Source organism: Halosimplex halophilum (assembly GCF_004698125.1).
In the GTDB taxonomy this organism is placed as follows: domain Archaea; phylum Halobacteriota; class Halobacteria; order Halobacteriales; family Haloarculaceae; genus Halosimplex; species Halosimplex halophilum.
This window is the reverse complement of sequence record NZ_ML214297.1, coordinates 1971308-1995119: the sequence shown is the minus strand read 5'-3', so window position 1 is coordinate 1995119 and position 23812 is coordinate 1971308. Positions and strand designations below refer to the sequence as shown.

Sequence of the window (23812 nt, the reverse complement as noted above, 5' to 3'; positions counted from 1 at the left end):
CCGTCTGGATATCGGCGGGCGGCCGTCAGGACATCAGCGTGACGACGTACCAGACGATCAGCGCGATCGTCGGGAGGATGACCGCGAACTTGACGCCCGAGAGCAGGTTCACGTCCCGGATGTAGCCGGCGATGAACGACGACAGGAGCGCCTGCAGGACGACGGCGTGGAAGAACAGCACCGAGAGCATCTGCGTGTTGACGCCGCTGAAGCTGCCGCCGCCCACGGCGCTGTTGGAACCGCTGGAACCCGTCTGGGTCGCGAGGTCCGCCATGACCGTCAGGAACCGGACCTTCAGCAGCGCCATCACGCCCAGCAGCGTGAGGTAGGTCATGATGATGATGACCATCTGCATCCGGGTGCGGGACTTCCGTTCGAGGTCGATGTCGTCCTGGTTCTCGGAGGCCTGGGCGGCCGTCGAGAGCACGTCCTGGATCTGGCTGGAGGCCTCCTGGGCCTCGCTGATGAGCTTGACCGTCCGGGCGAGCCGCGGGATGTGGTAGCTGTTGTTGAACTCCCGGAGGGCGCTCTTGAGGCTGGTCCCGTAGTTGACCTTGGCGTGCATCGTCTCCAGCTCGTCGGCCATCCGTCCGGAGGAGGTGTCGGCGACGACCCGGATCGACTCAAGCAGCGTCATCCCGGTGTCGTTGGCGGAGGCGAGCTTGCGGAGGTTCTCCGAGAGGTTGCCGATGACGCTGCGCCGGGTCCGCAGGTTCCACTCGTAGAAGACCGCCAGCGGCAGCAGGTTCAGGTAGATCGGGACGTACACCCACATGAACGTCCCCGTGATGACGGGGTAGGTCCACCGCTTCGCCGGGTCCGAGAGCCCCTCGGGCACGTCCCCGCCCTGGGGGACCACCAGCTCGGAGATGGTCATCGGCGCCATGTGGAAGATGACCACGACGGCGAAGAAGGCGATCGTGACCGGGATCGTCACGCCGAGGACGTACAGCGGGTTGTCGCGGAAGAAGATGTGGGGTCGCCGGAGGATCTGGGTCGCGCGGTAGGTCCCCTCGCGGCTCTTGATGCGGTCGAAGACGCCGTAGGTGCCGGTGTAGCTCTCGACGAGGCCGAGGTTGAGGAAGCCGGCGTCGGCCTCCGAGTAGGTCCGCTCGTCGCCCCGGTCCGGGCGGAGGTAGCCGTCGCCGATGGAGTCCTGGGTCACCGTCGAGGTGAGCACGAGGAACCCGACCCCGGTCAGCGGGATGAGCCCGTAGACGGTGCCGACCATCATGTCCATCTTCGACCCGGAGGACATCATCGACATGATGACGAGGATGATGATGAGAAGCAGCGGGAACAGCGAGAGGGTCATGTACATCTCGCCGAACAGCTCCAGCGTGTCCAGCATCTTCTGCTGTTCCTGCTTGGCCGTCCGCATGTGCTTGTCCTTCTGGTCCTCGAGGAACGAGGTCATGTCACCCCCGGAGTCGACGATCGACAGCATGTCCGTGAGGAACTGGCTCAGCTCCTCGCTGGGCGTCTCGATGGACTGGTTGCGGATCGCCGTCCGGTAGTCGGTGTCGAAGTACTCCGTCTCGAGGACGATCGACTGGAACTCCTTGGCCACCTCGCCGTAGGTGTCGTCGGCCTGGGCCATCGCCTGGAGGATCTCCAGCTGGTTCAGCCCGCCCACCGAGAGGGCGTACATGAACGCGACCGAATCGGAGAGGAGGACGTTGATCTCGCGTTTGCGCGCGTTCGACCGGAAGTAGGGGATCGAGAGCAGCGACCCGAAGCCGACGCCGAAGCCGACGGCGCCGAAGACGATCCCGGAGACGAAGACGAGCGCCGGGACCTTCAGCGCCAGCACGACCGGCTCGATCGCGTCGGGGATGCGCAGCCCGAGCAGCGGCCCCTCGGCGAGGCCGAGCATCTGGACGAGCAGGAACCCCAGGAGCATCCCGAGCAGCCAGAGGGTCAGCCCGGCGACGGTGCCGACCGCGAGCGCCCGCGAGATGTACATCTCGACGTTGTCGCCCATCCGGGCCTCGGCGAGCTTGTCCTCGATGCCGGAGACGAAGTCGCCCTCCTCGTCGAACAGCACCTGGTAGAGGGGGTAGAACGTGTCCCCGACGGTGTTGGAGCCGCCGAGCTGCTGCGAGGACCGCCCGAGGCTCATGCCTCGTCAGCCTCCGCACCGGCCGCGGGGACGAACTCGCTGAAGTCGATGTCCTCGTCGTCCTCGTCCTCGACGGGCGTGATGTCCGTCTCCTCCTCGTCGAACCCCGACCCGGTCAGGGCGCTGACGATGTCGGAGGTCTCCTTCTCGCGGAAGCGCTCGAACAGCGGCCCGGCGTTCTCGAGGATGTCGCCGGCCTCGTCGAGCATCTCCGCCGGCGGGTCCGGCCGCGGGACCATCTCCTCCTTCTCGGGGTCGATGTTGATCTTGACCGACTCCATCTCCCGCAGGTCCTCCAGCGACCGCTCAAGCTTGTCCTCGGCGATCAGCGCCATGATCGTGTCCGGGTCGTTGATGAACGCCTGCACGGCCGCCGCGACCTCCGTGTAGGTGTTCAGTCCCTGCTCGATGAGGTAGGCGAGCACCACCTTCCGCATGAACAGCTCCTCGTCGAGGCGCTCCTGTTTCCAGCCGCGGTCGAACTTCAGCTCCTCCAGCGTGTTGGAGTTGCCCATCTGGAGGAACTCGTCGGTCTCGGCCTGCCACTCGTAGACGTCCCGGACGTTGATCTCGTCGTGTTCCGCCGAGTACTCGTTGATCTCGGTGAGGTTCTTGTTCCGGCGGACCTTCTTGCCGTCGACGCGGGTCTGGGTCTGGATGGAGACGAGGTCCAGCGCCGTAAAGAGGGTCTTCGAGACGTTGATCGGCTCGGTCGTGAACCGCTTGATGACCTCGCCGACGGTGTCGGCGTGGAAGGTGGAGTAGGCGGTGTGCCCCGTGGACATGACCTGGAAGAGGTCCCGCCCCTCCTCGCCGCGGACCTCGCCCATGACGATGTAGTCGGGGCGCTGGCGGAGCGCGGCCTCCAGCAGGTCGAACTCGTCGACGTCGCCCTTGTCGTCCTCGCCGAAGGAGGGGCGGGTGACGCTCGCGACCCAGTTGCGCTGGGGCAGTTCGACCTCGCGGGTGTCCTCGATGGAGACGATCTTCGCGTTGCTGGGGATAAAGAGGGAGATGGCGTTCAGCGAGGTGGTCTTCCCCGAGGCCGTACCTCCGGCGAAGATCATCGACTTGTTGTTCTCGATACAGAGCCAGAGGAAGGCCATCTCGTCGAGCGAGAAGGTGTTCCAGTTGATGAGGTCGACGGGGGTGAACGGCACGTCCTTGAACTGGCGGATGGTGTAGTTGGTCCCGTGGTCCGACACTTCCTCGCCGAGGGTCAGCTGGGCGCGCGACCCGTCGGGGAGGGTGGCGTCGACCTGCGGCTGGCGCTTGGAGATGCCCTTCCCGGAGCGCTGGGCGAGCTTGACGACGAAGTCGTCCAGCGACTCCTTGCCGTGCTCGACGTTCGTGATGATGTTCTCGTACTCGGTGTGGTAGACGAACACCCGGGAGTTGTACCCGTCGCAGGAGATGTCCTCGACGTTGATGTCGTGTTTGACCGGGTCGATCCGCGCGTAGCCGATGAAGTCGCGTTTCAGGCGGTAGAGGAGCTTCTCGACCTGGTACTCGTTGAGCGTCTTCGGGTCGTCGCCGACGACCGCCGGCTCCGGCCGGGCCTCGATGCCGTCGAGCGCGGCCCCCTGGGTCTCGACCTCGATCTCCATGCCCAGCGCCCCTTTGAGCTGGTCGACCACCCCCAGGTCGCCCTGCTGGCCGGGCGTGTAGAGGTCGTAGCGTTCGAGCAGCCGCTCGGTCTCGCGCTGGATGACCCCCGCGCGGTCGGCGTCGCTCCCCTCGACGACGACCTCGTCCTCCGAGTACTTGATCGCCGACTTGAGCTTCCCGGAGAGGAAGTCGATCAGCCGGGACTCGATGTCGTTCTCGTAGGGCTCGATCGCGTAGTACTTCTTCTCGTTTTCCTTGCGCGAGTGGAAGATGACCACGCAGGCGTACGGTTCGTTCACCCAGTAGCGCTCGACCTCGACGAAGTGGGCCTTCTTCTCCTGGGGGACCGCCTTCTCGAGGTCGTAGCGGTTGACGACCGTCGTGTGCCCGTCGGCGGTCGAGAAGAAGTCGTCCTCGTCGAGCTCGGGGTTGACGTCGACCGTGCGCTCGTCGACGACGTCGGCGAGCCGTTCGGCCGCCCCCCCGGCCTCGCTCAGTCGGTCCTCCGTCTCGTCGGGGTCGAACCCGAGGTACTCCTCGGGCTCGAACGGGACCTTCTCCCCGTCGCTGTCCCGCGGGATCTCGCCGTCCTCGTCGTAGTAGTACTCCTGTTTGAAGTGCTCCCAGGTGTAGCGGTCCTTGACGACGAACGACCGCTCGGCCTCGATGCGGTCGTCCCACACCTGTTCGAGCGTCTTCGCCGCGCTCGCCCCCGATTCCAGCCGGTCCTCGACGTCGAGCGGGTCGAACCCGAGGTACTGGCTGCGGTCGAAGCGTCCACCCGTATGTACGTCCCTGCGGAGGTCGTTCCACGTGTATTCGCCGACGGTCGCACCGCCCCCCGAGAGCTGTTCGCCCCCCGACGCGACCTGGTCAGAGTCGTTGCCCCCCGTGCCATCGATAGCCATTACAGGCTAACTGCTAGTAAGACGGAAAAAGCTTTACGCCCAAACGAAGGGAACCGATAATCGGCGCCGACCGCCGATCGCAGGCGGTACCGGGGCTGTGACGTGTGTTCCGCCGAACGTGTAATCGAGTAATGCTATGTGATAAATGATTCTATCCGGGCCATCGCCTCCTTGAGGTCGCCGAGGCTCGTCGCGTAGGAGACCCGGAGGTGGCCCTCGCCGCCGGCGCCGAAGACGTTCCCCGGGACCACGGCGACCCGTTCCTCCTCGATGAGCGCCTCGGCGAACTCGTCGCTGTCCGCCCAGGGGCACTCGGGGAACGCGTAGAACGCGCCGGCGGCCGGGAAGCAGTCGATGCCCATCTCCTCGAACCGCGAGAGGACGAAGTTCCGCCGGCGGTCGTACTGGGCGCGCATCTCGCGGACCTCGTCGCCGCAGGAGTCGAGCGCCTCGACGGCCGCGTGCTGGGCGGTCGTCGGCGCCGACAGCATCGTGTACTGGTGGATGCGGTTCATCGCGTCGACGGCGTCGGCGGGCGCCAGCGCGTACCCCAGCCGCAGCCCCGTCATCGCGTAGGCCTTCGAGAAGCCGTTGAACACCACCGTCCGCTCGCGCATGCCCGGCAGCGTCGCGATCGAGGCGTGGTCGTGCTCGTAGGACAGCTCCGAGTATATCTCGTCGGAGAAGACGAGCAGGTCGTGCTCCCGGGCGAACGCGGCGACCGGCTCCAGCTCCGCGCGGGTCATCGTCGCGCCGGTCGGGTTGTTCGGGTAGCACATGACCAGCGCGTCGGCCTCGGCCGCGCCCGAGGCTTCGAGGGCCTCGCGGGTGAGTTTGAACTCGTCGGCCGCGCGCGTGGGCACGTCGACCACGTCCGCACCGGCGAACTGCACGCCGGGCATGTAGGAGATGTAACACGGCTGGGCGACCGCCACGCTGTCGCCGGGGTCGAGGAAGGCTCTGAAGGCCAGGTCGACCGCCTCGCTGGCGCCGGACGTGACGATGACCTCCTCGTCCGGGTCGTAGCTCAGGCCGTACTTCTCGTCGGCGTCGACGGCGATCCGCTCGCGCAGCTCCCGCATCCCGCGGTTGGCCGTGTAGGAAGTCTGGCCCCGCTCCAGCGAGGCGATGGCGGCGTCGCGGGCGGCCCACGGCGGCGCGAAGTCGGGCTCGCCGACCCCGAGCGAGATGATGTCGTCGTACTCCTCGGCGATCTCGAAGAAGCGGCGGATCCCCGACGGTGGCACGCCCGCGACCCGCTCGCTCGGCTCGAACGTCATGGCGAGATCGACAGGCGGTCGTCGTCGTGGCCGTCGCCGAACTCGACGCCCCGCTCCTTGTAGCTCTCCATGATGTAGTGGGTCACCGTCTGGGTGATCTCCGGGACGGGCGCGACCTGCTCGCTGATGAACCGCGACACCTCGCTCATCGAGTCGCCCTCGACCTCCATGGCGAAGTCGAAGTCGCCGCTCACCAGCCGCAGCCCCTGCACCTCGGGGAACTTCGCGAGGCGCTCGGCGATGTCGTCGTAGCCCGTCTCGCGGTCGAGCGTGACGTTCAGCTCGACGGCCGCGCGCACCCGCTCGGGCTCGACCTTCTCCCAGTCGACGACGGCCTGGTACCCCTTGATCACCCCGTCGGTCTCCAGCTCCTCGATGACGGCCTCGACCTCCTCGGGGGCGAGGTCGGTCTGTCGGGCCAGGTCCTCCGTCGAGTACCGCGCGTTCTCGCGCAGCAGCGCCAGGATCTCCTCGCGGTCGCTCATACCTACTCTCCGGCCCACTGCGACCAAAAGGGTTTCTCCATCACGCCAGCCCGTCGCACACCGGCTGGCGACCCGCCCGGGCTCGCCGGCGCCGCGTCCACCCGGGACTGCCAGCCTCGCGTCCACCCGGGACTGCCGACGCCGCGTCCACTCGGGACTGCCGGCGTCGCGGCTACGGGAGTCGCGCGGCGCCGCGGCCGCCGAGACGTGCGGTTTTATGCGGTCTTCTCCCATAGACGGGGCCATGCTCGACACGGACCCGTCGGACGGGTCGGACGGCTCGCCGGACGGCGGCTGGGCGTTCGTCGCCGACAGCGACGGCGCCGCGGATCTGCTGGGAGTGCTCGTCGACTGCAACGACGAACGGGCCTACACCCGCTCGGACCTGGCCGAGCGGTCGGGCGTCCCGCTCAAGACGCTGTACCTGAACGGCCTGCTCGACGAGTTCGTCGACCTCGGCGTGCTCGTCCGCGCCGACGACCCGGACGACGGGGAGACCGAACCGCAGTACCGCGTCGCCGGCGACAGCGACCTGCTCGCGGCGGCCCGGACGTTCGACGACGCCTACCCCGCGGACTGACACACGCGCGGGGCAGACCGGCCGTACCGGTCGTGGTCACACACGCGTTCTCCCGAAAGCGTTCGAGCGGCGTCTCGGCCGCGACAGTTCGGTCAGGCGACCAGCCCCCAGGCGACGACCGCCAGTCCCGTCAGGACGACCGCGGCGCCGACGGCGTAGGCCCAGATACGCTGGTACAGCTCCGCTCGCTCCGGGTCGCGTTTCCACGTCCGACCGGAGACGAAACTCCGGATCCGGAGCGGGTTGGCGATCGCGGCCGCTCCTATCGCCGCCAGCACCAGCCCGGAGGCGACTAGCGTCGCGTTCATGTGAACGGAAGACCCCGCGTACCTCTCGGCGGGTCAGACGGACTCGACGGGCTCGCCGCGGACCACGTCGAGGAACTCGGCGGGGTGTTCGACGTGGGGGAGCAGCGCGGAGTCGCCGATCGAGACCAGCTCCACGTCGGCGGCCTCGGCGAGTTCGCGGCCGGTCGACAGCGGCGGCATGTCCGTCTCCGTGCCCCAGACCAGCGTCACGGGGACGCCCAGGTCGCCAAGCACCTCGGCCAGGTCGATGTCGGGGTCGAGGTGGCCGCTCACGAAGGAGGCGGGCGCGAACCGCGCGCCGGGCTGGTGGGCGCTCTCCCACTCGTAGCGGACCGTCTCGTCGTTGAGGTTCGACATATCGTGGTAGCCGTGGTCGTCGTGGAAGTAGCGGATCGACCGTTTGCTCACGATCCCGTTGTGGATCGCCTGGCCGACGACGGGCGCGCGGATCAGCGACCGGAGCCAGACGCGCCGGCCCGGGACCGTGTCGGCGGTCGGGCAGACCAGGACGAGCCGCGACACGTCGGCGTCGCGAGCGGCGTCGGCGGCGTAGGCGCCGGTCAGCGACGACGCGACGACGACGGCGTCGTCGCTCGTGTCCGTCAGGAAGTCGCGGACGAACGTGGTGTACAGCGACGCCGAGTAGGTCAACGGCGGGCGGTCCGACCGGCCGAACCCCGGCAGGTCGGGCGCGATCACGTGGTAGTCCTCGGCCAGCCCCTCGAAGACCGCGCGCCACTCGTTGCTGGTCGCCGCGGCGTTGATGCCGTGGAGGAGCACCAGGTCCCGGTCGTCGGGGTCACCGGCCTCCGTGTAGGCCACGTCGAACCCGCGCCAGCGGTAGGTGCCGGACTCGCCCGCCAGTGGAGGACCGAGCTCGCCGGCCCGCCGACCGAGCACCCGGTTGGTCGCGGCTGCCGCGCCGACTGCGCCGAGCGTCGCTCCGACGACTGTCCGCAGTTTCATACCAGCAGGTTGGGGCCTCGACCGCTTATAAGTGATGCTAGACGAACAGTCCGAGGGGCGAGCCGGGCTCCGTCCGCGGCTTCTGCCGAGCGGGCTCGGTCGGCGTCGGGCTACTCCCGGCCCTCGCGCCGCTCGGTCACGCAGTCGGCGAGCGGTTCGAGGAGCTCCTCGGCCACGGTGTAGGGGTCGGTCTCGCGGCGCAGGACCGCGTCGACGCGCTCGTCGAGGCCGCCGCGGGCCTCGATCTCCTCGGCGAGCAGTTCGCGGGCGTCCTCGCGCAGCAGGGTCCGGATCTCCTCGGCGTAGCGCGTCCGGGCCTTCGACTCCAGCTGGCCCGACTCCACGAGGTGCGTCCGGTGGTCGTCCATCGCCGCCACGAGGTCGTCGATCCCCTCGCCGCGGTCGGCGACCGTCTCGACGATCGGCGGGTCCCAGGGGTCCTGCGAGGGGGCGTCGGCATCGGCGTCCTCGGACCCGGGCGATTCAGAGTCCGCGCCGTCACCCACGTCGACGGTCGTCTCCGCGAAGCCGTGGTGGCCGCCGACCTCGACCTGGCCGTCGCGCAGCTGGAGCATCTCCCGCAGTTCCTGGACGGTGCGGTCGGCGCCCTCCAGGTCGGCCTTGTTGACGACGAACAGGTCGGCGATCTCCAGGATCCCGGCCTTGAGCATCTGCACGTCGTCGCCGCTGCCTGGGGGTACCAGCACCACGACCGTGTCGGCCGTCCGGACGATGTCGACCTCGTTCTGGCCGGCGCCGACGGTCTCGACGATGACCTTGTCCTTGCCGAACGCGTCCAGCGCCTTCACCGCGTCCGTCGTCGCCGTCGAGAGCCCGCCCAGCGTCCCGCGGGCCGACATCGACCGGAAGAACACGTCCATGTCGCCGACGTTCGATGCCATGCGGATCCGGTCGCCGAGGACGGCACCCCCAGTAAAGGGCGAGGCGGGGTCGATGGCGATGACGCCGACGGTCAGCCCCGCCTCGCGGTAGGTCGCCGCGAGCTTGTCGACCAGCGTCGACTTGCCGGCGCCGGGGCTGCCGGTGATCCCGATCACGTCGGCGTCGCCGGTGTGGGCGTGGAGCTGGGAGACCAGTTCGCGGTAGCCCGGCGAGCGGTTCTCGATCTTGGTGATCGTCCGGGCGAGCGCCCGGTGTTTCCCGTCGAGCAGGTCCGCGATGAGGGGGTCCAGATCCGGGTCCGGGTCCGGGTCCGAGTCCGCGGGGTCACTGTCCGCGTCGGCTCCCTCCTCCCCGCTCGTCATCGTCGCTCGGGCGCGTGCTCGCGGATGTAGTCGATCATCTCGTCCATCGACGCGCCGGGGCCGAAGATCTCGGCGACGCCCTCCTCGCGCAGACGCTCCTTGTCGTCGTCGGGGATGATCCCGCCGACCAGTACCAGCGTGTCCTCGCGGGCGCCGTACTCCTCGAGGCCGTCCATGATCTTCGGGACGAGCGTGTTGTGCGCCCCCGAGAGGATGGAGATGCCGAGCACGTCCACGTCCTCCTGGACCGCCGCCTGGACGACCTCGTCGGGCGAGCGGTGCAGGCCGGAGTAGATGACCTCGAACCCCGCGTCCCGCAGCGCCCGCGCGATGACGTGCGCGCCCCGGTCGTGACCGTCGAGCCCGACCTTGGCGACGAGACAGCGGATCTGCCGTTGGCCCTGCTCTGCGCTCATGCCCCCTAGTTGGCCCGTTTGAGGTTTCACGTTTGCGGTGATTTTTGCGAGGGGCGGGAGCGACGCGCTTGAGACAGCGCGCGAAGCCGGCCCCCGTGATTCCGAAGCGGGTATACCGGCGGCGTCCACAGATCCGGTATGGCAGTCGCCGACATCAGGTCGCGGGCGCGAGCGAACCCGCGTCGGGTCACCGCCGTCCTCTCGGCGATCGGGTACGTGCTCGTCGTCGGCGCGTTCACGCCCTACGCGCCGTTCCCGACGATCAGCGACGACCTCGTCATCCTCCTGGGGGACGCCATCGCCGTCGTCAACTCGCTGGCGCTGGTCTCGATCCTCCTCGGCGTCCGCTACATCAGGCGGGGCGAGGTCGCGAAACACCGCCGGGCGATGCTGACGGCGTTCTCGCTGATCATGGTCTTCCTCGTGATGTACCTGCTGAAGGTCGGCGGCGGCTTCGAGAAGGCCATCCTCGCCGAGGGCGCCGTCTACTACGCCTACCTGGCGATGCTCGCGGTCCACATCGTCCTGTCGGCGGTGGCGGTGCCGGTCGTCCTCCACGCCGTCGTCCTCGGGCTGACCCACAGCCCCGGCGAGTTGCGCGACACCTCCCACGCCAGGGTCGGCCGGATCGCCGTCGCGGCGTGGTCGCTCAGCCTCTTCCTCGGCATCGTCACCTACGTCATGCTCAACCACGTCTACATGTGGGAGCCGCGCGGCCACAGCGCGGCCCTGTTGCTCGCAGTCGGGCCGGCGTGGCGGCGGGTCGCCCGCCGCGTCCGGCCGGACGAGACGCGGCGCGACTGACCCGGTCGCTGTCGCTCACTCCCCGGTCCGCACCTCGAAGCGCGCGCCGCCCTCGTCGCTTTCGGTGACCGAGAGCCGCCAGCCGTGGGCCTCGACCGTCGTCCGGACGATCGCCAGCCCGTACCCTCCCTTCCCGTCGTCAGCGCCGTACGCGAGCGCGCGCTCCCGGCGCTCCGACGGGATCCCCGGGCCGTCGTCCTCCACGTAGAACCCCGCGTCGTCCCCGAGAGTCCCGACGCGGACCGTCGTCGCCGACTCGTCGGCTCCCCGGTCGGTCTTCGGGTCGGTCCCCGAGTCCGGATCGCTGTCGGAATCGGTTACCGACCCGGGACCGAGGTCGGGGTCGCGGTCGAAGTCCGGATCGCCGGACCCGCCGCGGAACAGCGGCTCGGACCGAGTCGGTCCGTCGGTCCGCGACTCCGAGGCGTCGCTCGCAGCGTCGGGGCCCGAGGGGCCGGACGGATCGGAGTGGTCGGCGGGCTCGGACCGGTTCGCCGGCGGGCCCGCCGCGCCGAACGGTTCGACGGCGTGGACGGCCGCGTTCTCGAAGAGGTTCTCCAGCGCCTGCTGGACGCGCGAGGGCCTGCCGCGGAGCGTCGTGGTCCCCTCGACGACGAGCGAAAGCGACCCGGTGTCGACGACGGTCCAGGCGTCCCTGGCTACCGCCTCCAGGTCGAACGGCGTCTCGGTCTCGACGGCCAGGCTCTCGCGTGCGAGGTCGGGGATCCGGTCGGCGAACTCGCGGAGCCGCGCGTGGACGGTCTCCAGGTCCGACAGCGACCGCCGGACCGACGGGTCGGCGTCCCCGAGGTCCGCCCGGATCAGCTCGACCAGCGACCCGGCCGTCGCGAGCGGCGTCCGGAGGTCGTGGGCGACGATGTCGGCCAGCCGTTCGAGCTGGTCGTTCTTCCGGCGGAGCTGCGCGGTCGTCCGTTCGAGCTCCCGGTTCTTCGTCGCGAGCTCGCACTCCCTGCGCCTGTGTTCGGTCACGTCGCGGGCGACGACGACCCATCCCGTCCGGGCGGGGCCCAGCGGCAGCGGGGAGACGTTCAGGCTGTAGTTGCGGGTCTCGGCGCTCTCACCCCCGCCCTCCTCGCGGGCGACGAGTTCGACGGTCCGGGCCGCGTCCGGGTCCTCGGGGAGCGCCCGCTCGACGGCCGGCCAGTAGTCGGCGACGGGGTCCCCGAGGACCGGTTCGGCCCCGAGCAGCGCGTCCGCCCGACCGTTGGCGTCGATGATCCGCGCCTCGTCGTCGAGGGCGACGAACGGGTCGCGCATCCGGTCGACGGCCGTCCGGCGCGCGACCGGCACCAGTTCCAGGAAGCGGTAGCGGAACAGCGCCCACGCCGCGACCAGTCCGCCGAAGACGAAGCTCAGCGGCGTCAGGTCCACCCGCGGGCCGAGGACCGACAGGGTGACGTGGCCGACGTCGGCGAGCAGCGGCCCGACGCCGGCGAGCGCCATCGCGCCCGCCTGCTTCCGGAAGACCCCCCGCCGGCGCAGCGCGTGGCGGAGCAACAGCGCGGTCGCCGCGGCGACCAGCACGTAGCTGTACGCCGCGTGCGGGTAGAACAGCGGGCCGTAGACCCTGTCGAGCCCGCCGCCCGGCAGGGGCGTCGTCCCCGGCGCCCAGAACTGCTCGTGGACCGAGTTCGTCCACGCGAAAACCTGCGTCGCGGTCGGGACCGCGAACAGAGCGGCCAGCCCCCGGCGCGACGGGAACCGCTGGCTGGTGTACTCCAGCGCCATGAGGAACCAGCCGACCGTGCCGACGCCGGCCGCGAGGATGACGAAGTTGTAGGCGACGACCGGCGAGACGACCGTCTCGAAGCCCAGCGCGGCCCCGTAGGCCGCGAGCCACACCGTCATCCCGCCCATCGAGAGCGCGAGCCCGCGGGCACCGACCTCCGACCGATGGGACAGCGCGACCCTGACCAGCGCCGCCGAAACGACGGCGCTCGCGACGGCTAGCCCCGCGACGACGTCCACGAACTCGACCATCTGACAGTGTATCCCTCGGACGCAGATAATTATAAAACTGGCTACCACTTCGCCGGCGACGGGGTCCGAAACGGGCGGAGAGCACCGGAGACAGGCGTCGACGACGCGAACCCGGACGGACGGCGCGGGCGGGGTCGTCAGTCGGAGTCGAACAGTCGCGCGAAGACCTTCCGTTCGGCGGTCCGGAGGTGCTGGGTGAACGTGACCCGGTTGATCCCGAGCGCGTCGGCGACCTCGGTCGCGTTGTGGTCGCGGGGCCGTTCGAAGTACCCCTTGTGGTACGCGATCTCCAGCGCCTGCCGCTGCTTGTCGGTGAGGTCCGCCGCGAGTCCCTCGTCGACGACCGGCTCCACGCCGGACTCGTCGGTCCTGATGCGCCCGACGTCCACCCGGGAGAACTCGTCGCGGAGCGCCCGGGAGAGCGCCTGGATGTCCCCCTCTCTGGGGTACGACACCGAGACCGTCACCGCGTCGTTCTCGACGGCGGTCCCCGTGACCTTCGCTCCGCGGTTCGCCAGCAGGCGTTCCGGCGTCAGGCCGTCGGCGACGAGTTCGACCCGGACGGGCGTCACGTCGTCGTCGACGCGCACCGACTCGACGCCCGGTACCGACGCAGCGTCCGGGATCGCCGACCCGGGAACGCCCGACACCCGGAGGAGATACAGCAGCGACCGGTCGCTCTTGACCGCCGTCGAGGCCAGCGACACCGACGCCCCGTCGGGGAGTCGGCGGCCGAACGCGACCAGCGGCACCTCGTCGCCGGCGAACCGGAACTCGACGGACACCGGCACCGAAGACACCAGCGACCGCTTCCAGCTCGCCGTCCGCAGCGCGTAGGCGATAGTCGCCGCGTAGTCCGACAGCAACCGACACTCCCGGTCGTCGAACGCCCCCGGCTGGGCCGCGAAGACCGTCAGGACGCCGACGCGCCCGCCGTCCTCGCCCAGGGGGACGGCCGCGGCGCTCCGGAAGCCGGCCGCCAGCGCCGCCGACCGCCAGTCGGGGTCGTCGGTCCCGGCGGCGCGGTCGCCCTCCGCCGGAGCGGTCGCGTCGGAGTCGTCCGATTCGATCCGGTCGACGACGCAGGCCTCGCCCCGGTTCCGCGCGATCAGGGCCGGGGACTCACCGTCACCGGCCCGCTGGGTGGAGCCGACGCGGTCGAGGTAGCCGCCGCAGTCGACCGCCGCCCAGGGGTCGAGCCCGTCGACCCCCTCCTCGATCCCGATCCACGCGCCGGCGTAGCCGTGTTCGTCGACGAGGAGGTCGCAGAAGGCCTGGCAGAGCGTCTCTCGCGAGGCGGTCGTGGTCACGATGTCGAGCATCGCCTCCTTGCTCCGGCGCTCGCGGGTCAGCGCCCGTCGGGTCCGGTACGCCTCGACCGCGGAGGTCACTCGCTCGGCCAGCAGCCCCGGGTCGTCGCTGTGGCGGCCCTTGCGGACGTAATCCGTCGCACCCCGCCTGATGGCCTCGCTGGCGACCCCCTCGTCTCCCTCGCCGGTCACGAGGACGAACGGCCGGTCCGAGTCGGCCCGGCGCACGGTCGAGAGGAGGTCGAAGCCGGTCGCGTCGTCGAGCCGGTAGTCGCAGACGACGCAGTCGGGATCGAGGCGTTCGAAGGCCGCCTCCGCCTCCGAGAGCGTCGTCGCCGTCGTGACGGAGAGCCGTTCGCGCTGGCGTTCGAGGAGGCGGGCCGCGGTCCGGCCCCACAGTTCGTCGTCGTCGACGACCAGCACCGTCGCCCGTGAGGAGAGGCCGTCGCCGGCGTCGGCCCCGTCGGTATCGGTGCCGTCGGGGGTCTCACCGGTCATCGACACCTCCCCCGGGAGACGGGAGCGGTCCCCGAGGACGACCCGTGACGGGCGGTGTCGGGCCCGCGGCCGGCCGACGGTACCCCTCAGGAAGCCCCTCGAACCTGCCGTCTGTGACCGGTTCCGGCGTCGCGGCGGCCGGTTCGCGGCCGGGTCGGTCGAACACTGGTTGAACCGTTGGCTTACGTACAGGTTCCCGACTCATATTACCGTTCGCGTCGCGGCGAAGGTCCCCGCCAGCAGCAGATCGGCCGCGACCGTCAGCCCCGACAGCGCGATGCCCAGCAGCAGCAGGTACGTCAGGAGGACGATGATGTTCCGTTTCGGCGTGTTCGTCCGGACACCCGGCACGACCGTCGCGACCGACCGCCGAGGCCGTCGCTCCGTCACTTCGGGCCACCCCTGGCACCGCTCGGCCCGCCGCGAGCGCGACCCCGTCGCTCGACGGGGTTCGGGCGCACTACCGGGGCTTCGACCGGGGACCCGCCCACGAGGAGCGGGGGACCCCCGCTCCCCGGAGCGTTCCCGGCACCGTCCGGTCCGTCTCCGGGGCCGCTCGGCCCGTTCTCGACGCCATCGGGGGTGTTCCCCGCTCCCAGCGGTCCGGGGACTGGGGCGTTCCCGGCGCCGGCGTTGCCGGCCAGCGTCGCGCTCACCGACTCCCGGTCGATCAGGACGCCGTGAGTGAGCCCGCCGGTCGCCGCGGCGAACAGCAGCGCCGCCGCCAGCGCGAGCGCCGCGAGTTTCGCCTCCGTGGGGCGGTCACTCCGGCCCATCGTCGCACTCCCGACCGTCGCGGCTTCGCGGCCCGTCGGCGGCGTCGCCGGTGCCGACCCCGCCGTCGGCCCGCCCCGCGACCGCGTCGTCCCCGCCAGCGCCGCCCGCGGTCACATCGTCCGACCCGGCGAGCGGGTCGCCCGCTTCGGCGCTCGGCGGCCCCTCGTCTCGGTCCGCCGGCCCGGTCGCCGCGGTCGCCGGGTCCGCCGGATCGGTCGCGACGAACGTCACGCCGTCTTCGAGCAGCGCGTACTCCCCGGCGACCTCGTCGTGGACGACCCACGCGTCCGAGTCCGCCGCGAGCTCCCGGAACGCGGCGATCTCGCGGACTTCGACCCGCCTGGCGCGCGAGCGGTCCGAGACGACGGTCCCGGCGACGACACGCTCGCCGCCGTCCGACGCCGCGTCCGAACCGCCGTCGGGGACCGTGTTCCGGTCCGGGCCGCCGCCGGGTCCGGATCCTTCGTCGGCCGCCTCCTCGGGCGTGGCACCGGCGAGAAACGCCACCAGCAGGAGCGCGCCGACGCCGGACCCGACGGCGACCACCGCCGCGAGCGGGCGGCGCGCCTGGAGAGCGTAGCGCCCGGCGACGACCGCCAGCGCCGCCAGCACGACGGCGAGCAGTCCACCGGCCCGCGGCGAGAGGGTCACGACCGGGCCGGACTCCCCACCGGTGGACCCGTCCGTCGACACGCCGGCAGGCGTCGCGTCCGCCCCGTTCTCGGGACCGTCGCCGCCGGCGTCGTCCGCGGCGTCGCGCCGGCGGACGAACGCGTTCCACGCCTCCGAGAGGACGAGCAGCGACAGCGGCGCGACCACCAGCGCGGCGAAGCCGTGGGTCGTGTTGGCGAAGCGGACGACGAACCCGAGGTAGGGGACCGCGAACAGCGTCGGGCCGAGCCCCGGCAGCGACGGCTCCATCACCCGCCCGGTGAGCTCGCCGGCCGACACCCGCTCGGGGTCGGGCGCCTGGTTGTTGTCGCCTTTCGTCTCGAAGACGAGCTCGCCGGCCTCCCGTTCGACCCCGATCACCCTGTGGGTCGTCGGCGGCTCGGTCGAGCCGCCGCCGAACGTGATCACGTCGCCAGCGGAGATCGCTGCCGGCGATACGTCGTCGACGATCACCACGTCGCCGGGGCTGATCGCCGGCTCCATGCTCCCGCTCAGGACGACGTAGCTGGCCTCGGCGCCCACGACCTGCGGGACCGCGAAGACCACGAACGGGACGACCGCCGCGACGAGCAGCGCCACCAGCGCCGCCCTGAGGAAGCTCCACCTGTCGTACGATGCGACCCGCGCCTGCACTCTGGTTCGGAAATTGTCAGTCATTGGCACACCCGTTTGATTCGAACTCGCCGCCGTCGACGTCGTACTTCAGTCCGCAGCGGCCGGGACACGGCGTCGGATTCGAGCGGCCGGACCCGGGGAAGCCGGGGCCGCGCTGGTCGTACGTCTCGCCGGTCCCCGCGACGAACCGCCCCGGCGAGGCCCGCTCGAAGACGTCCAGACTCGTCCCGTACTTGAGCAGGACCGTCCGGAGGGCGGCCGGCGCGTCGGTCAGTTCGAGGACCGACCCGTCGACCGCGAAGCGCAGGTCCGCCGGGCGGAGCCGCTCGCCCGAGGCCGCGCAGAACCCGACCCAGCTGATGTCGGCCGTCCCCGGCGGGCGGTCGCCGCACCCGGCCGGACAGGCCCACCCCGGGCCGAAGGTCCCGGGGTCCGCGACGTTGCGCGTCTGGACCGCGTAGAACTCCAGGTCGATCGAGACCGCGGCGTCGGCCGTCAGCGGCTCGCGGAGCTCCCACTCGACGGTCAGCCGCCAGTCGTCCCCCGGCGCGATCGAGCCGTCGAGCCGAACGCCGTCGCCCAGGCTCGCCCGGGCGTCGCCGAGCCGACCGCTGAACAGCCGCGTCTCGGTCCCGTCGGCGACCAGCGAGAGCGCGACCCGGAGTTTGCGCTCGATCTCGGAACACCGTCGACACCGCGTCCGGACCCAGACGTACGCCGGGTTGCTCGCGGGCGCCAGCGACAGGGCGACCGCGTCGCTCCCGCCGTCGCCGACCGCGCCGACCGTCCCGAAGGAGGCGTCGACCCCGCCGCTCGCCCACGACGCGCGGAGGTCGACGACGCCGCTGTCGGCCGACCCCTCGACCCGCTCGTCGTCGCGGAACACCGCCCTCGTCCCGACGCCGGCGCCGGTCGCCGCGACCGCGCCGGCCGAGGTGAGCCCCGCGAGGACGGCCCGCCGGGACAGCGACCCGTCGTCGTCGCTCACGGTCGACCACCCCGCCGCTCGGCGCCGCCCGGTCGGCGTCGCCTGGACCGGCCGGTGACCGCGACTACGGGGTCGGACCGGCCGGTCCCCGCGACACCGGCGTCGACCGCGCGCGATCCGGGAGTCGTGGCCTGGCGAGACACGGCGGTCACCTCGCGACCTCGAAGCCGTCCGAGTCGGCGTCGCCGGCGCCGCCGAACGTCACGGTTCGCGAGTCGGTCACGGCCCATCCGAGCCCGTCGTACAGCGGTCGGGACCGCTCGGCGTCGCCGCCCAGGTCCGCCCACAGCGTCGCGGTGACCTCGACGCGTCGACCGGCCCCCGGCTCGGGCGCGAGCCCGGTGTCCGTCCAGTCCGTCCGCGGGCGCTCGCCGACCGCGCTCGGCGCGGCGATCGGGAAGGGGTTCGCCTCCCAGACGGGGACCGGCACCGCCCGGTACTCCCCGGGCGCCAGGACGCGGACGCCGACGAGCGACGCAGGCGAAGTCGGGTCCCCGTCGCCGACCGACGCGGCGTGGACGCCGAGGACGAACGAGTCGCGCTCGCCGGCATCGGCCGCCATCCCGGGAGGCTGGTCGGCCAGCCCCCGGTCCCCGCCTGTCTCCGGCGCGTCCGTGGCGTCCGTCGCCTCCGGGGCGTCGGCTGCGTCCGGGGCGTCCAGCGCGTCCGGCGCGTTCGGGGCCCCCGGTGCGTCCGGGGCCCCGGCGTCGGGGCCGAGCGACACCGACGGCTCCGCGGGCGGCGAGGCATCGGGCCCGACCGCGGTCCGCGGCAGCAGGGCGCTTCCCCGCCAGTCGTCGGCGAGCCGGCCGATCGCCGTCTCCTCGGCGACCAGCGCGGCCAGCGGCAGCACCGACGGTCCCGGCCCGCGGGGACAGACGACCCGCGGGACGACGAACACGTACCCCGTCCCGGACTGGACGCACGCCACGGTCGTCACCTCCGCCCGCCGCTCGCCCGGCGTGGGGGGTCCAACGGCCGCGCGCGGCGGTCTCGACGGCCGAACGCGGCCGACGGCTCTCCGTCTCCCGAACGGTGCGAGTGATCCCGGATCATGCTTGTGCGTACCGGTCTCCCGGTGCAGGCCCACCGGCGGAGTCGAACCGCCGTGCTCCGAGTGGGCGAGTCGCCGCGTCGCGCCGCTATATCGTCACCTGGTCCGTCGAGTCGACCGCGCTGTCGTCGTCGTCCTCGAAGACGAAGTCCACGTCGTAGGTCCCCGACGGCGCCGCGATACCGCTCACCGTCAGCTCCAGGAAGGTGTCCGACGTGTACGTGTTCGAGTTGTCGGGGTAGTCGAGCTCGACGGTGGTCCCGTCGACCGCGACGACCTCCGAACCCGAGGGACCGACGCTCCAGGAGGTGTCGTCGACCGACGCCCCCGAGAGGGCGAAGGGGAACTCGACGTCGACCGTCTCGATGGTCGCCCCGAGGTCGTCGTCGCTGGGAAAGCCCTGCACCGTCACGGTCGCGGCCTCCTCCTCTTCTTCCTCCTCGCCGTCGCCGCCGTCGTCGACGGTGCTCGTGCCGCCGCCGTCGTTGCCGCGGCACTGCTCGGTGTAGAAGCCGAAGTCGAAGCTCACGGCGTCGCTCTGGACCTCGTTGCCGGCGTCGACCGGGAGCCACCAGCCGAACCCGATAAAGTGGTTGACGCCGGGCTGGAAGCACTCGCGGTCGGCGCTGTCGTCGGGGTCCGACAGCTCGTCGAAGCCGGTTTCGAGTCCCGCGTCCAGCGGGATCCCGGCACCCGAGGACAGCGCCGCCAGGTCGTCGGCGAGGGTCCCGCGGTGGAACACCTCCTCGTCCATGGCGATCGCGTCGGTGATCGCGCTCAGGACGCCCGACACCGCGCCGGGGTCGTCGCTGCTGAAGTAGTCGCCCTGCCCCCCCGCGATCTCGTCGCGGAGGTACGTCGAGAGCAGCGGGACGCCGGACTCGCCGTCGCGACCCGACGGCGCCCGGCCGTCGTTGATCCCGACGGCGAGGATCCGGTGATCGTTCCGGACGGTGTCGGCGATGTCCGCCGTCTCGTCGAGCTCCGCGTCCTCGACGACGGCGTTGTCGCTGTCGCCACCGCTGTACGGCCCGACTTGATAGCCGCCGACCTCGTAGGGCCCGTTGCCGTAGTTCGGGCCGCCGTCGGTGAACAGCACGACGAACGTCTCGGCGCCCGAGCGCGCGTTCGCGTCCAGTTCGGCCGCAGCGATCTCAAGCGCGGCGGGCATCGCGGTGCTCCCGTTGGCTGAGAGCCCGGAGAAGGAAACCGGTCCGTCGGTGAGCGCGGTGAAGTTGCTCACGTCGTCACCGAAGGACACGCCGCCCACGCGGGCGTCGGCGTTCGCGTCAAGACCGGCTGCGAGGTCGTTTGCCGCGGTCTCGAGCGCGCCCACGTCGTCGCCATTGAGTGACCCCGACGTGTCCACCGCGATCATCACGTCGACCGCCCCGACCGAGTCGTCGACGACGTTGTTGCCGTCGGTGTCGTACCACCAGATGGTCCGGATCTGCTCTGCCAGTTCCGGGTCGGCGGGGCTGTCGTCGACGGTCGCCTCCGGTCCGGTCAGGCCGTTCTCGGACTCGGAGACGCCGCGGGCCCGCAGCCAGACGTAGCCGGGGTTGTCACAGAGGTGGAAACTCAGCGTGAGTTCGCCGAAGTCCCCCGGTTTGATGTCGTCGAGGCTGACCAGCGGTTCGACCTCGCCGTCGACCAGCGTGTCCGCGTTGTTCGTCCGCAGCCCGCCGACCGGGTCAAAGTGCTCGTCGAGGTCGGCGCCGTCCCGGCAGGGGGAGTAGGCGAACTCGCCGTCCTGCATCTCCTGGACCCCGTCGTCGTTCGGGTCGGGGAACGACTCGATCGACGTGTTGGCCATGTACGCCGGGAGGTCCCCCTCGGCGACCCAGACCGCGGGGTTCTCGGGATCGGGGAGGCCGACGTAGCCGTCGCCGTCCGGTTCGACCCGGGTCACGTCCAGGTCGGCCGCGGGGTCGTCGAACCCGTAGCGTTGCGGGTAGGAGTAGTGTTCCTCCCAGTCGACCTTGAGGTCGAGTTCGCCCGCCGCGAACGTAGTGCTCTCGAACGATTCCTCGTCGCTGAACAGCGCGGACGTACCCAGTCCGGCGCCGGCGCTCGCGAGCCCGACCGCGCCGAGCCCGCCCAGCAGTTTCCGCCGTGAGAGTTCCATCGGTTCGTCGGTCATCGTACCACCCCGTCAGGGGCAGGCCCACCGGCGGAGTCGAACCGCCGCCGCGTCTCGCGGGCGCCAGCGTGGGCGTCGTCGGTCATCCCGCGGTCACGCCCCGTCGAACGGCGTCGCGTTGTTGCGGGTCTGTTCGGCGTCGAACCGAAGGGTGAACGTCACCTCGTCGCCCTGCACGTCGTTGCCGACGCGCAGCGGCAGTTCGAGCAGCTGGTAGAACCAGGCGGCGTCGGCGTTGCTCCCGACCGTCAGCGGCTCGCCGCTCCCGTCCCGGAGCACCACGCCCGACCGATAGACCTCGTGGGCCTCGTTCATCGTCGTGTAGTGGGCGCCGCTGGCGGTCACGCCGTCGCGGTCCGGCAGCTCCCAGGCCGAGAGGCCGGTGTCCTCGTTGTCGGTCGTCGTATCGAGTCCGGCGAGGTCATCCCGGCTGAGCCCGCCGCTGAGGTCCTCGTACGACGCCCAGACCGTCGACAGGAGCGCGTCGCCGAGGTCGCCCGGCGCGTCGGTGTCCGTCTCGGAGTCGGGGGTCAGGCCCTCGGTGTTCGAGTAGTCCTCGTCGACAGAGGTGACCCGCACGTACCCCGGGTTGGCGATCACCTCCGGGTTCCACTCCAGGAGGAGCCAGTCGCCCGGCTTCAGGTCGGACACCGCGATCGTGACCGCCTCGCCGTCGGCCGTGTCCTTCGGCGTGACCTCGGTGTTGTCCCGGACGGCGGGGGTGCTGTGGGCGATGTTGTCCACCGTGACGCGCAGGTTCAGCGCGCCCGCGCTCAGCTGGGAGTCCGCGAACGATTCCTCGTCGCTGAACAGCGCCGTCGTCCCGAGGCCCGCGCCGGCGCCGGCGACACCGATGGTGCCGAGTCCGGCGAGCAGCGAGCGCCGCGTGAAGCGGACGCCGTCCGTCGAGTCGTTGTCTCCGGTCATGGTTACTACACCCGTGTATCGGGCGAGGCCCGCCGGCGGAGTCGAACCGCCGTCGTCGCGGTGACGAGTCCCGGCGCGGGTCCCGGCGGCCGTGCCGCCGGAGCGGTCGCGCCGTCCGCGGGCGCGACCGAAGTCGCAGGGGGTGTGTGGGGTCGGGGGAACGGTTACCCGAGGCTCACTCGGGCGCGGCGGTCCCTTCGGGGGTCGAGGTCGGGTCCGGCGTCGCCGTGGGCTCGGGCGTCGCGGTCTCGCTGACCGCGCTGTCGCCGTCGAACGGCACGTCGTTGTTCCGGACCTGCTCGGCCTCGAACACGAGGTCGAACGACAGCGTGTCGCTCTGGATGATGTTGCCCACGTCCTCGGGGACGTACAGCAGGAGACACCACTCCGCCGAGCCGGCCCCCTCCGGAGTGCCGTCGGGCGTCTCCTCGGGGTCAGCGCCGACCACGAGCGGCTCGCCGTCGCCGTCGCGCATGATCACGCCGTCGGAGAACGTGTCGTAGGTCTCCTGCAGCGTCGATCCCTCGGAGGTGACGGGATCGAGGTTTTCCACGTGGTCACGAGGGTCGTCGCTGTCGGCGTCGACAGAGCTCTGGTAGACCTCGGCGAGCATGAAGTCCTGCAACTCGCCGGCCCCCTCCTCATCGCCGGGGTCGTTTTCGGCCTCGCTGTCGGTGGGTTCGGGCTCGGTGTACCCGTTCTCGTTCGTCGTGAGACCCTCTGCCCGCGTGCGGACGTAGCCGGGGTTGTCGCCGACCTCGAACTCGAAGCAGACGACGCCCCAGTCGCCGGGCTTGACGTCCGAGACCTGGATGCCGGTGACCGCCTCGCCGTCGGCGGTCGCCTCCAGCTCGGCCAGGTCGACCTGCTCGGCCCAGTACTCGTTTGCGGCCTCCACCGACGCGGTCACGCTCAGGTCGAGCGTCCCGGCGGTGATCGAGTTCCCGGTGAACGATTCCTCGTCGCTGAACAGCGCCGTCGTCCCGAGCCCGGCGCCCGCGGACGCGACACCGATGGTGCCGAGCCCGGCGAGCATCTGCCGGCGGGACAGTCCGAATTCCTTGTCTGACATGATTTGTCTCCACCCGTTCCGCGGGACGGCACGGGCTTGCTACGACCCACAGCGGGACGCCCCATAGGTAATTGCCGGATTTTTTATCAATCGTCCCGTTCGACGGGCTCGAACCCGTCGTTTGTCGGGAACAACCGGCGATTGTCCCACCAATGGAGTCGTTTGGCGGCTTAACCACGGGTTCAATCGGTGCGGGCGGGGTCGAACGGGCAGGTCGGTCCCGTGAACGGCGGGGTCGGGCGGCGGCGTCCCCGGAGCTCGACTGTCTGCGGACGGTTTCGGGATCGGTCCGGCGGTCGTCGACGGGGTTTAACCGACCGTTCGGCCGTCCGAAACGACCGGTTCGGTCGTAAACCGCCCGATAAGCCGAGTCGAACGATCGGGCCTTTCGGAGCCTGTCGGGCAGAAATTCGGCAAAGCGGGTCGATAATTAAGCGGGTGGGGGGCGTGGCCACCTCCGGGAAGGGTATGGGTACGTTACGAAACACGCGGTCGTTAGCCGAGGAACAGATCCACGACGTTCTCAGGAACGAGCGGCGACGGGCGGTACTCACGCACCTCCAGCGGACCATCGGGTCGGTCTCGCTGCGCGAGCTGTCGGTCTCCATCGCGGAGCGGGAGTCGGGCGAGTCGCCGCCGCCGACGGACCTCCGCGAGAGCGTGTACAACTCCCTCCACCAGACGCACCTGCCGAAACTGGACCGGGAGGGCATCGTCGTCTACGACAGGGACCGGAAGACGGTCACCCTCGACGAGTTCGCTCGCGAGGTCGACATCTACATGGAGGTCGTCTCGCCGTACGGGATCACGTGGGCGTCGTTCTACCGCGCGCTGGCGACGATCGGGCTGATCGTCCTGCTGAGCGTCGAACTGGAGTTTCCGGTGTTCGCGCGGCTCGACCCGATACTCCTGATCACGGTCATGCTGCTCGCCGTCGCCGTCTCGACGAGCTATCAGCTCTGGAACCGACGCTGGTTCGTCCTGTGGGCACTCACCGACTGACCACGGCCACC

General features: G+C 70.8%; 21 protein-coding genes. 3 read left to right on the top strand and 18 right to left on the bottom strand.

Translation table 11 applies throughout. The features are described 5' to 3' along the window. Positions 1-25: 25 nt before the first annotated feature. The 4 genes from E3328_RS10010 to E3328_RS09995 form a co-directional block, all read right to left on the bottom strand. Positions 26-2122, bottom strand: a complete 2097-nt coding sequence (locus E3328_RS10010) for a type II secretion system F family protein (protein ID WP_135364422.1) — start codon at positions 2120-2122, stop codon at positions 26-28. Next, positions 2119-4638, bottom strand: a complete 2520-nt coding sequence (locus tag E3328_RS10005) for a type II/IV secretion system ATPase subunit (protein ID WP_135364421.1) — start codon at positions 4636-4638, stop codon at positions 2119-2121. Before E3328_RS10005 ends, E3328_RS10010 begins: the two co-directional genes overlap by 4 nt. Positions 4639-4772: 134 nt before the next feature. Next, a complete protein-coding gene (locus tag E3328_RS10000) occupies positions 4773-5918 on the bottom strand; it encodes a pyridoxal phosphate-dependent aminotransferase (protein WP_135364420.1) in 1146 nt (381 codons plus the stop codon). After that, entirely contained in the window at positions 5915-6403 is a 489-nt protein-coding gene (locus tag E3328_RS09995) for an Lrp/AsnC family transcriptional regulator (RefSeq protein WP_135364419.1), read from the bottom strand. Before E3328_RS09995 ends, E3328_RS10000 begins: the two co-directional genes overlap by 4 nt. 244 nt (positions 6404-6647) lie before the next feature. Between E3328_RS09995 and E3328_RS09990 the strand changes: the two genes are divergently transcribed. Next, a complete protein-coding gene (locus tag E3328_RS09990) occupies positions 6648-6983 on the top strand; it encodes a hypothetical protein (RefSeq protein ID WP_135364418.1) in 336 nt (111 codons plus the stop codon). Positions 6984-7075: 92 nt separating this feature from the next. Here the strand turns inward: E3328_RS09990 and E3328_RS09985 are convergent, their stop codons facing one another. The 4 genes from E3328_RS09985 to E3328_RS09970 all read right to left on the bottom strand — a co-directional run bounded on the left by E3328_RS09985 (position 7076) and on the right by E3328_RS09970 (position 9938). Further along, positions 7076-7291: a hypothetical protein gene (locus tag E3328_RS09985; protein ID WP_135364417.1), complete on the bottom strand. Its 216-nt coding sequence runs from the start codon at positions 7289-7291 to the stop codon at positions 7076-7078. A gap of 33 nt (positions 7292-7324) precedes the next feature. Further along, positions 7325-8257 (bottom strand): alpha/beta fold hydrolase, encoded by a 933-nt coding sequence (locus tag E3328_RS09980; RefSeq protein ID WP_135364416.1) that lies wholly within the window; start codon positions 8255-8257, stop codon positions 7325-7327. Positions 8258-8367: 110 nt separating this feature from the next. Further along, positions 8368-9450: a methylmalonyl Co-A mutase-associated GTPase MeaB gene (gene meaB / locus E3328_RS09975; protein ID WP_135364720.1), complete on the bottom strand. Its 1083-nt coding sequence runs from the start codon at positions 9448-9450 to the stop codon at positions 8368-8370. Between the two features lie 68 nt (positions 9451-9518). Then, entirely contained in the window at positions 9519-9938 is a 420-nt protein-coding gene (locus E3328_RS09970; protein ID WP_135364415.1) for a cobalamin B12-binding domain-containing protein, read from the bottom strand. A 138-nt stretch (positions 9939-10076) separates the two neighbouring features. On the opposite strand from E3328_RS09970, the gene E3328_RS09965 reads away from it, so the two are divergent. Beyond that, positions 10077-10742 carry a DUF420 domain-containing protein gene (locus E3328_RS09965; RefSeq protein ID WP_135364414.1) on the top strand — a complete coding sequence of 222 codons (666 nt, stop codon included), beginning with the start codon at positions 10077-10079 and terminating at the stop codon, positions 10740-10742. Between the two features lie 15 nt (positions 10743-10757). Here E3328_RS09965 and E3328_RS09960 read toward each other — a convergent pair whose 3' ends face one another. The 10 genes from E3328_RS09960 to E3328_RS09920 all read right to left on the bottom strand — a co-directional run bounded on the left by E3328_RS09960 (position 10758) and on the right by E3328_RS09920 (position 22799). Next, entirely contained in the window at positions 10758-12743 is a 1986-nt protein-coding gene (locus tag E3328_RS09960; RefSeq protein WP_135364413.1) for a sensor histidine kinase, read from the bottom strand. A gap of 137 nt (positions 12744-12880) precedes the next feature. After that, positions 12881-14551: a helix-turn-helix domain-containing protein gene (locus E3328_RS09955; RefSeq protein ID WP_135364412.1), complete on the bottom strand. Its 1671-nt coding sequence runs from the start codon at positions 14549-14551 to the stop codon at positions 12881-12883. A gap of 201 nt (positions 14552-14752) precedes the next feature. Continuing rightward, positions 14753-14902, bottom strand: a complete 150-nt coding sequence (locus E3328_RS21965) for a hypothetical protein (protein ID WP_167837360.1) — start codon at positions 14900-14902, stop codon at positions 14753-14755. 35 nt (positions 14903-14937) lie between these two features. Continuing rightward, on the bottom strand, positions 14938-15327 hold the full coding sequence (locus E3328_RS09950) for a hypothetical protein (protein WP_135364411.1): 390 nt from the start codon (positions 15325-15327) through the stop codon (positions 14938-14940). Beyond that, the gene (locus tag E3328_RS09945; protein WP_135364410.1) at positions 15314-16657 is read right to left on the bottom strand and encodes a signal peptidase I; all 1344 of its coding nucleotides are present in this window, start codon (positions 16655-16657) and stop codon (positions 15314-15316) included. Before E3328_RS09945 ends, E3328_RS09950 begins: the two co-directional genes overlap by 14 nt. Continuing rightward, the gene (locus E3328_RS09940; RefSeq protein ID WP_135364409.1) at positions 16650-17603 is read right to left on the bottom strand and encodes a hypothetical protein; all 954 of its coding nucleotides are present in this window, start codon (positions 17601-17603) and stop codon (positions 16650-16652) included. The genes E3328_RS09945 and E3328_RS09940 overlap by 8 nt, the downstream gene beginning before the upstream one ends. 148 nt (positions 17604-17751) lie before the next feature. Continuing rightward, positions 17752-18534, bottom strand: coding sequence for a hypothetical protein (locus tag E3328_RS09935; protein ID WP_135364408.1), 783 nt, complete (start codon positions 18532-18534; stop codon positions 17752-17754). A 211-nt stretch (positions 18535-18745) separates the two neighbouring features. Beyond that, positions 18746-20800 (bottom strand): vWA domain-containing protein, encoded by a 2055-nt coding sequence (locus tag E3328_RS09930; RefSeq protein ID WP_135364407.1) that lies wholly within the window; start codon positions 20798-20800, stop codon positions 18746-18748. A gap of 93 nt (positions 20801-20893) precedes the next feature. Continuing rightward, positions 20894-21727: a hypothetical protein gene (locus E3328_RS09925; RefSeq protein ID WP_135364406.1), complete on the bottom strand. Its 834-nt coding sequence runs from the start codon at positions 21725-21727 to the stop codon at positions 20894-20896. 175 nt (positions 21728-21902) lie between these two features. Beyond that, entirely contained in the window at positions 21903-22799 is an 897-nt protein-coding gene (locus E3328_RS09920; protein ID WP_135364405.1) for a SipW-dependent-type signal peptide-containing protein, read from the bottom strand. 468 nt (positions 22800-23267) lie between these two features. On the opposite strand from E3328_RS09920, the gene E3328_RS09915 reads away from it, so the two are divergent. Then, a complete protein-coding gene (locus tag E3328_RS09915; protein WP_135364404.1) occupies positions 23268-23801 on the top strand; it encodes a DUF7344 domain-containing protein in 534 nt (177 codons plus the stop codon). Positions 23802-23812 lie beyond the last annotated feature (11 nt).

Bases quoted from the DNA above. Each gene is read 5' to 3' on its own strand.
- E3328_RS09920 (WP_135364405.1), bottom strand. From the start codon at position 22,799: ATGTCAGACAAGGAATTCGGACTGTCCCGCCGGCAGATGCTCGCCGGG.
- E3328_RS09955 (WP_135364412.1), bottom strand. From the start codon at position 14,551: ATGACCGGTGAGACCCCCGACGGCACCGATACCGACGGGGCCGACGCC.
- E3328_RS09985 (WP_135364417.1), bottom strand. From the start codon at position 7,291: ATGAACGCGACGCTAGTCGCCTCCGGGCTGGTGCTGGCGGCGATAGGA.
- E3328_RS09915 (WP_135364404.1), top strand. From the start codon at position 23,268: ATGGGTACGTTACGAAACACGCGGTCGTTAGCCGAGGAACAGATCCAC.
- E3328_RS10005 (WP_135364421.1), bottom strand. From the start codon at position 4,638: ATGGCTATCGATGGCACGGGGGGCAACGACTCTGACCAGGTCGCGTCG.
- E3328_RS10000 (WP_135364420.1), bottom strand. From the start codon at position 5,918: ATGACGTTCGAGCCGAGCGAGCGGGTCGCGGGCGTGCCACCGTCGGGG.
- E3328_RS09925 (WP_135364406.1), bottom strand. From the start codon at position 21,727: ATGACCGGAGACAACGACTCGACGGACGGCGTCCGCTTCACGCGGCGC.
- E3328_RS09950 (WP_135364411.1), bottom strand. From the start codon at position 15,327: ATGGGCCGGAGTGACCGCCCCACGGAGGCGAAACTCGCGGCGCTCGCG.
- E3328_RS09990 (WP_135364418.1), top strand. From the start codon at position 6,648: ATGCTCGACACGGACCCGTCGGACGGGTCGGACGGCTCGCCGGACGGC.
- E3328_RS09965 (WP_135364414.1), top strand. From the start codon at position 10,077: ATGGCAGTCGCCGACATCAGGTCGCGGGCGCGAGCGAACCCGCGTCGG.
- E3328_RS10010 (WP_135364422.1), bottom strand. From the start codon at position 2,122: ATGAGCCTCGGGCGGTCCTCGCAGCAGCTCGGCGGCTCCAACACCGTC.
- E3328_RS09995 (WP_135364419.1), bottom strand. From the start codon at position 6,403: ATGAGCGACCGCGAGGAGATCCTGGCGCTGCTGCGCGAGAACGCGCGG.
- E3328_RS09970 (WP_135364415.1), bottom strand. From the start codon at position 9,938: ATGAGCGCAGAGCAGGGCCAACGGCAGATCCGCTGTCTCGTCGCCAAG.
- E3328_RS09980 (WP_135364416.1), bottom strand. From the start codon at position 8,257: ATGAAACTGCGGACAGTCGTCGGAGCGACGCTCGGCGCAGTCGGCGCG.
- E3328_RS09930 (WP_135364407.1), bottom strand. From the start codon at position 20,800: ATGACCGACGAACCGATGGAACTCTCACGGCGGAAACTGCTGGGCGGG.
- E3328_RS09960 (WP_135364413.1), bottom strand. From the start codon at position 12,743: ATGGTCGAGTTCGTGGACGTCGTCGCGGGGCTAGCCGTCGCGAGCGCC.
- E3328_RS09945 (WP_135364410.1), bottom strand. From the start codon at position 16,657: ATGACTGACAATTTCCGAACCAGAGTGCAGGCGCGGGTCGCATCGTAC.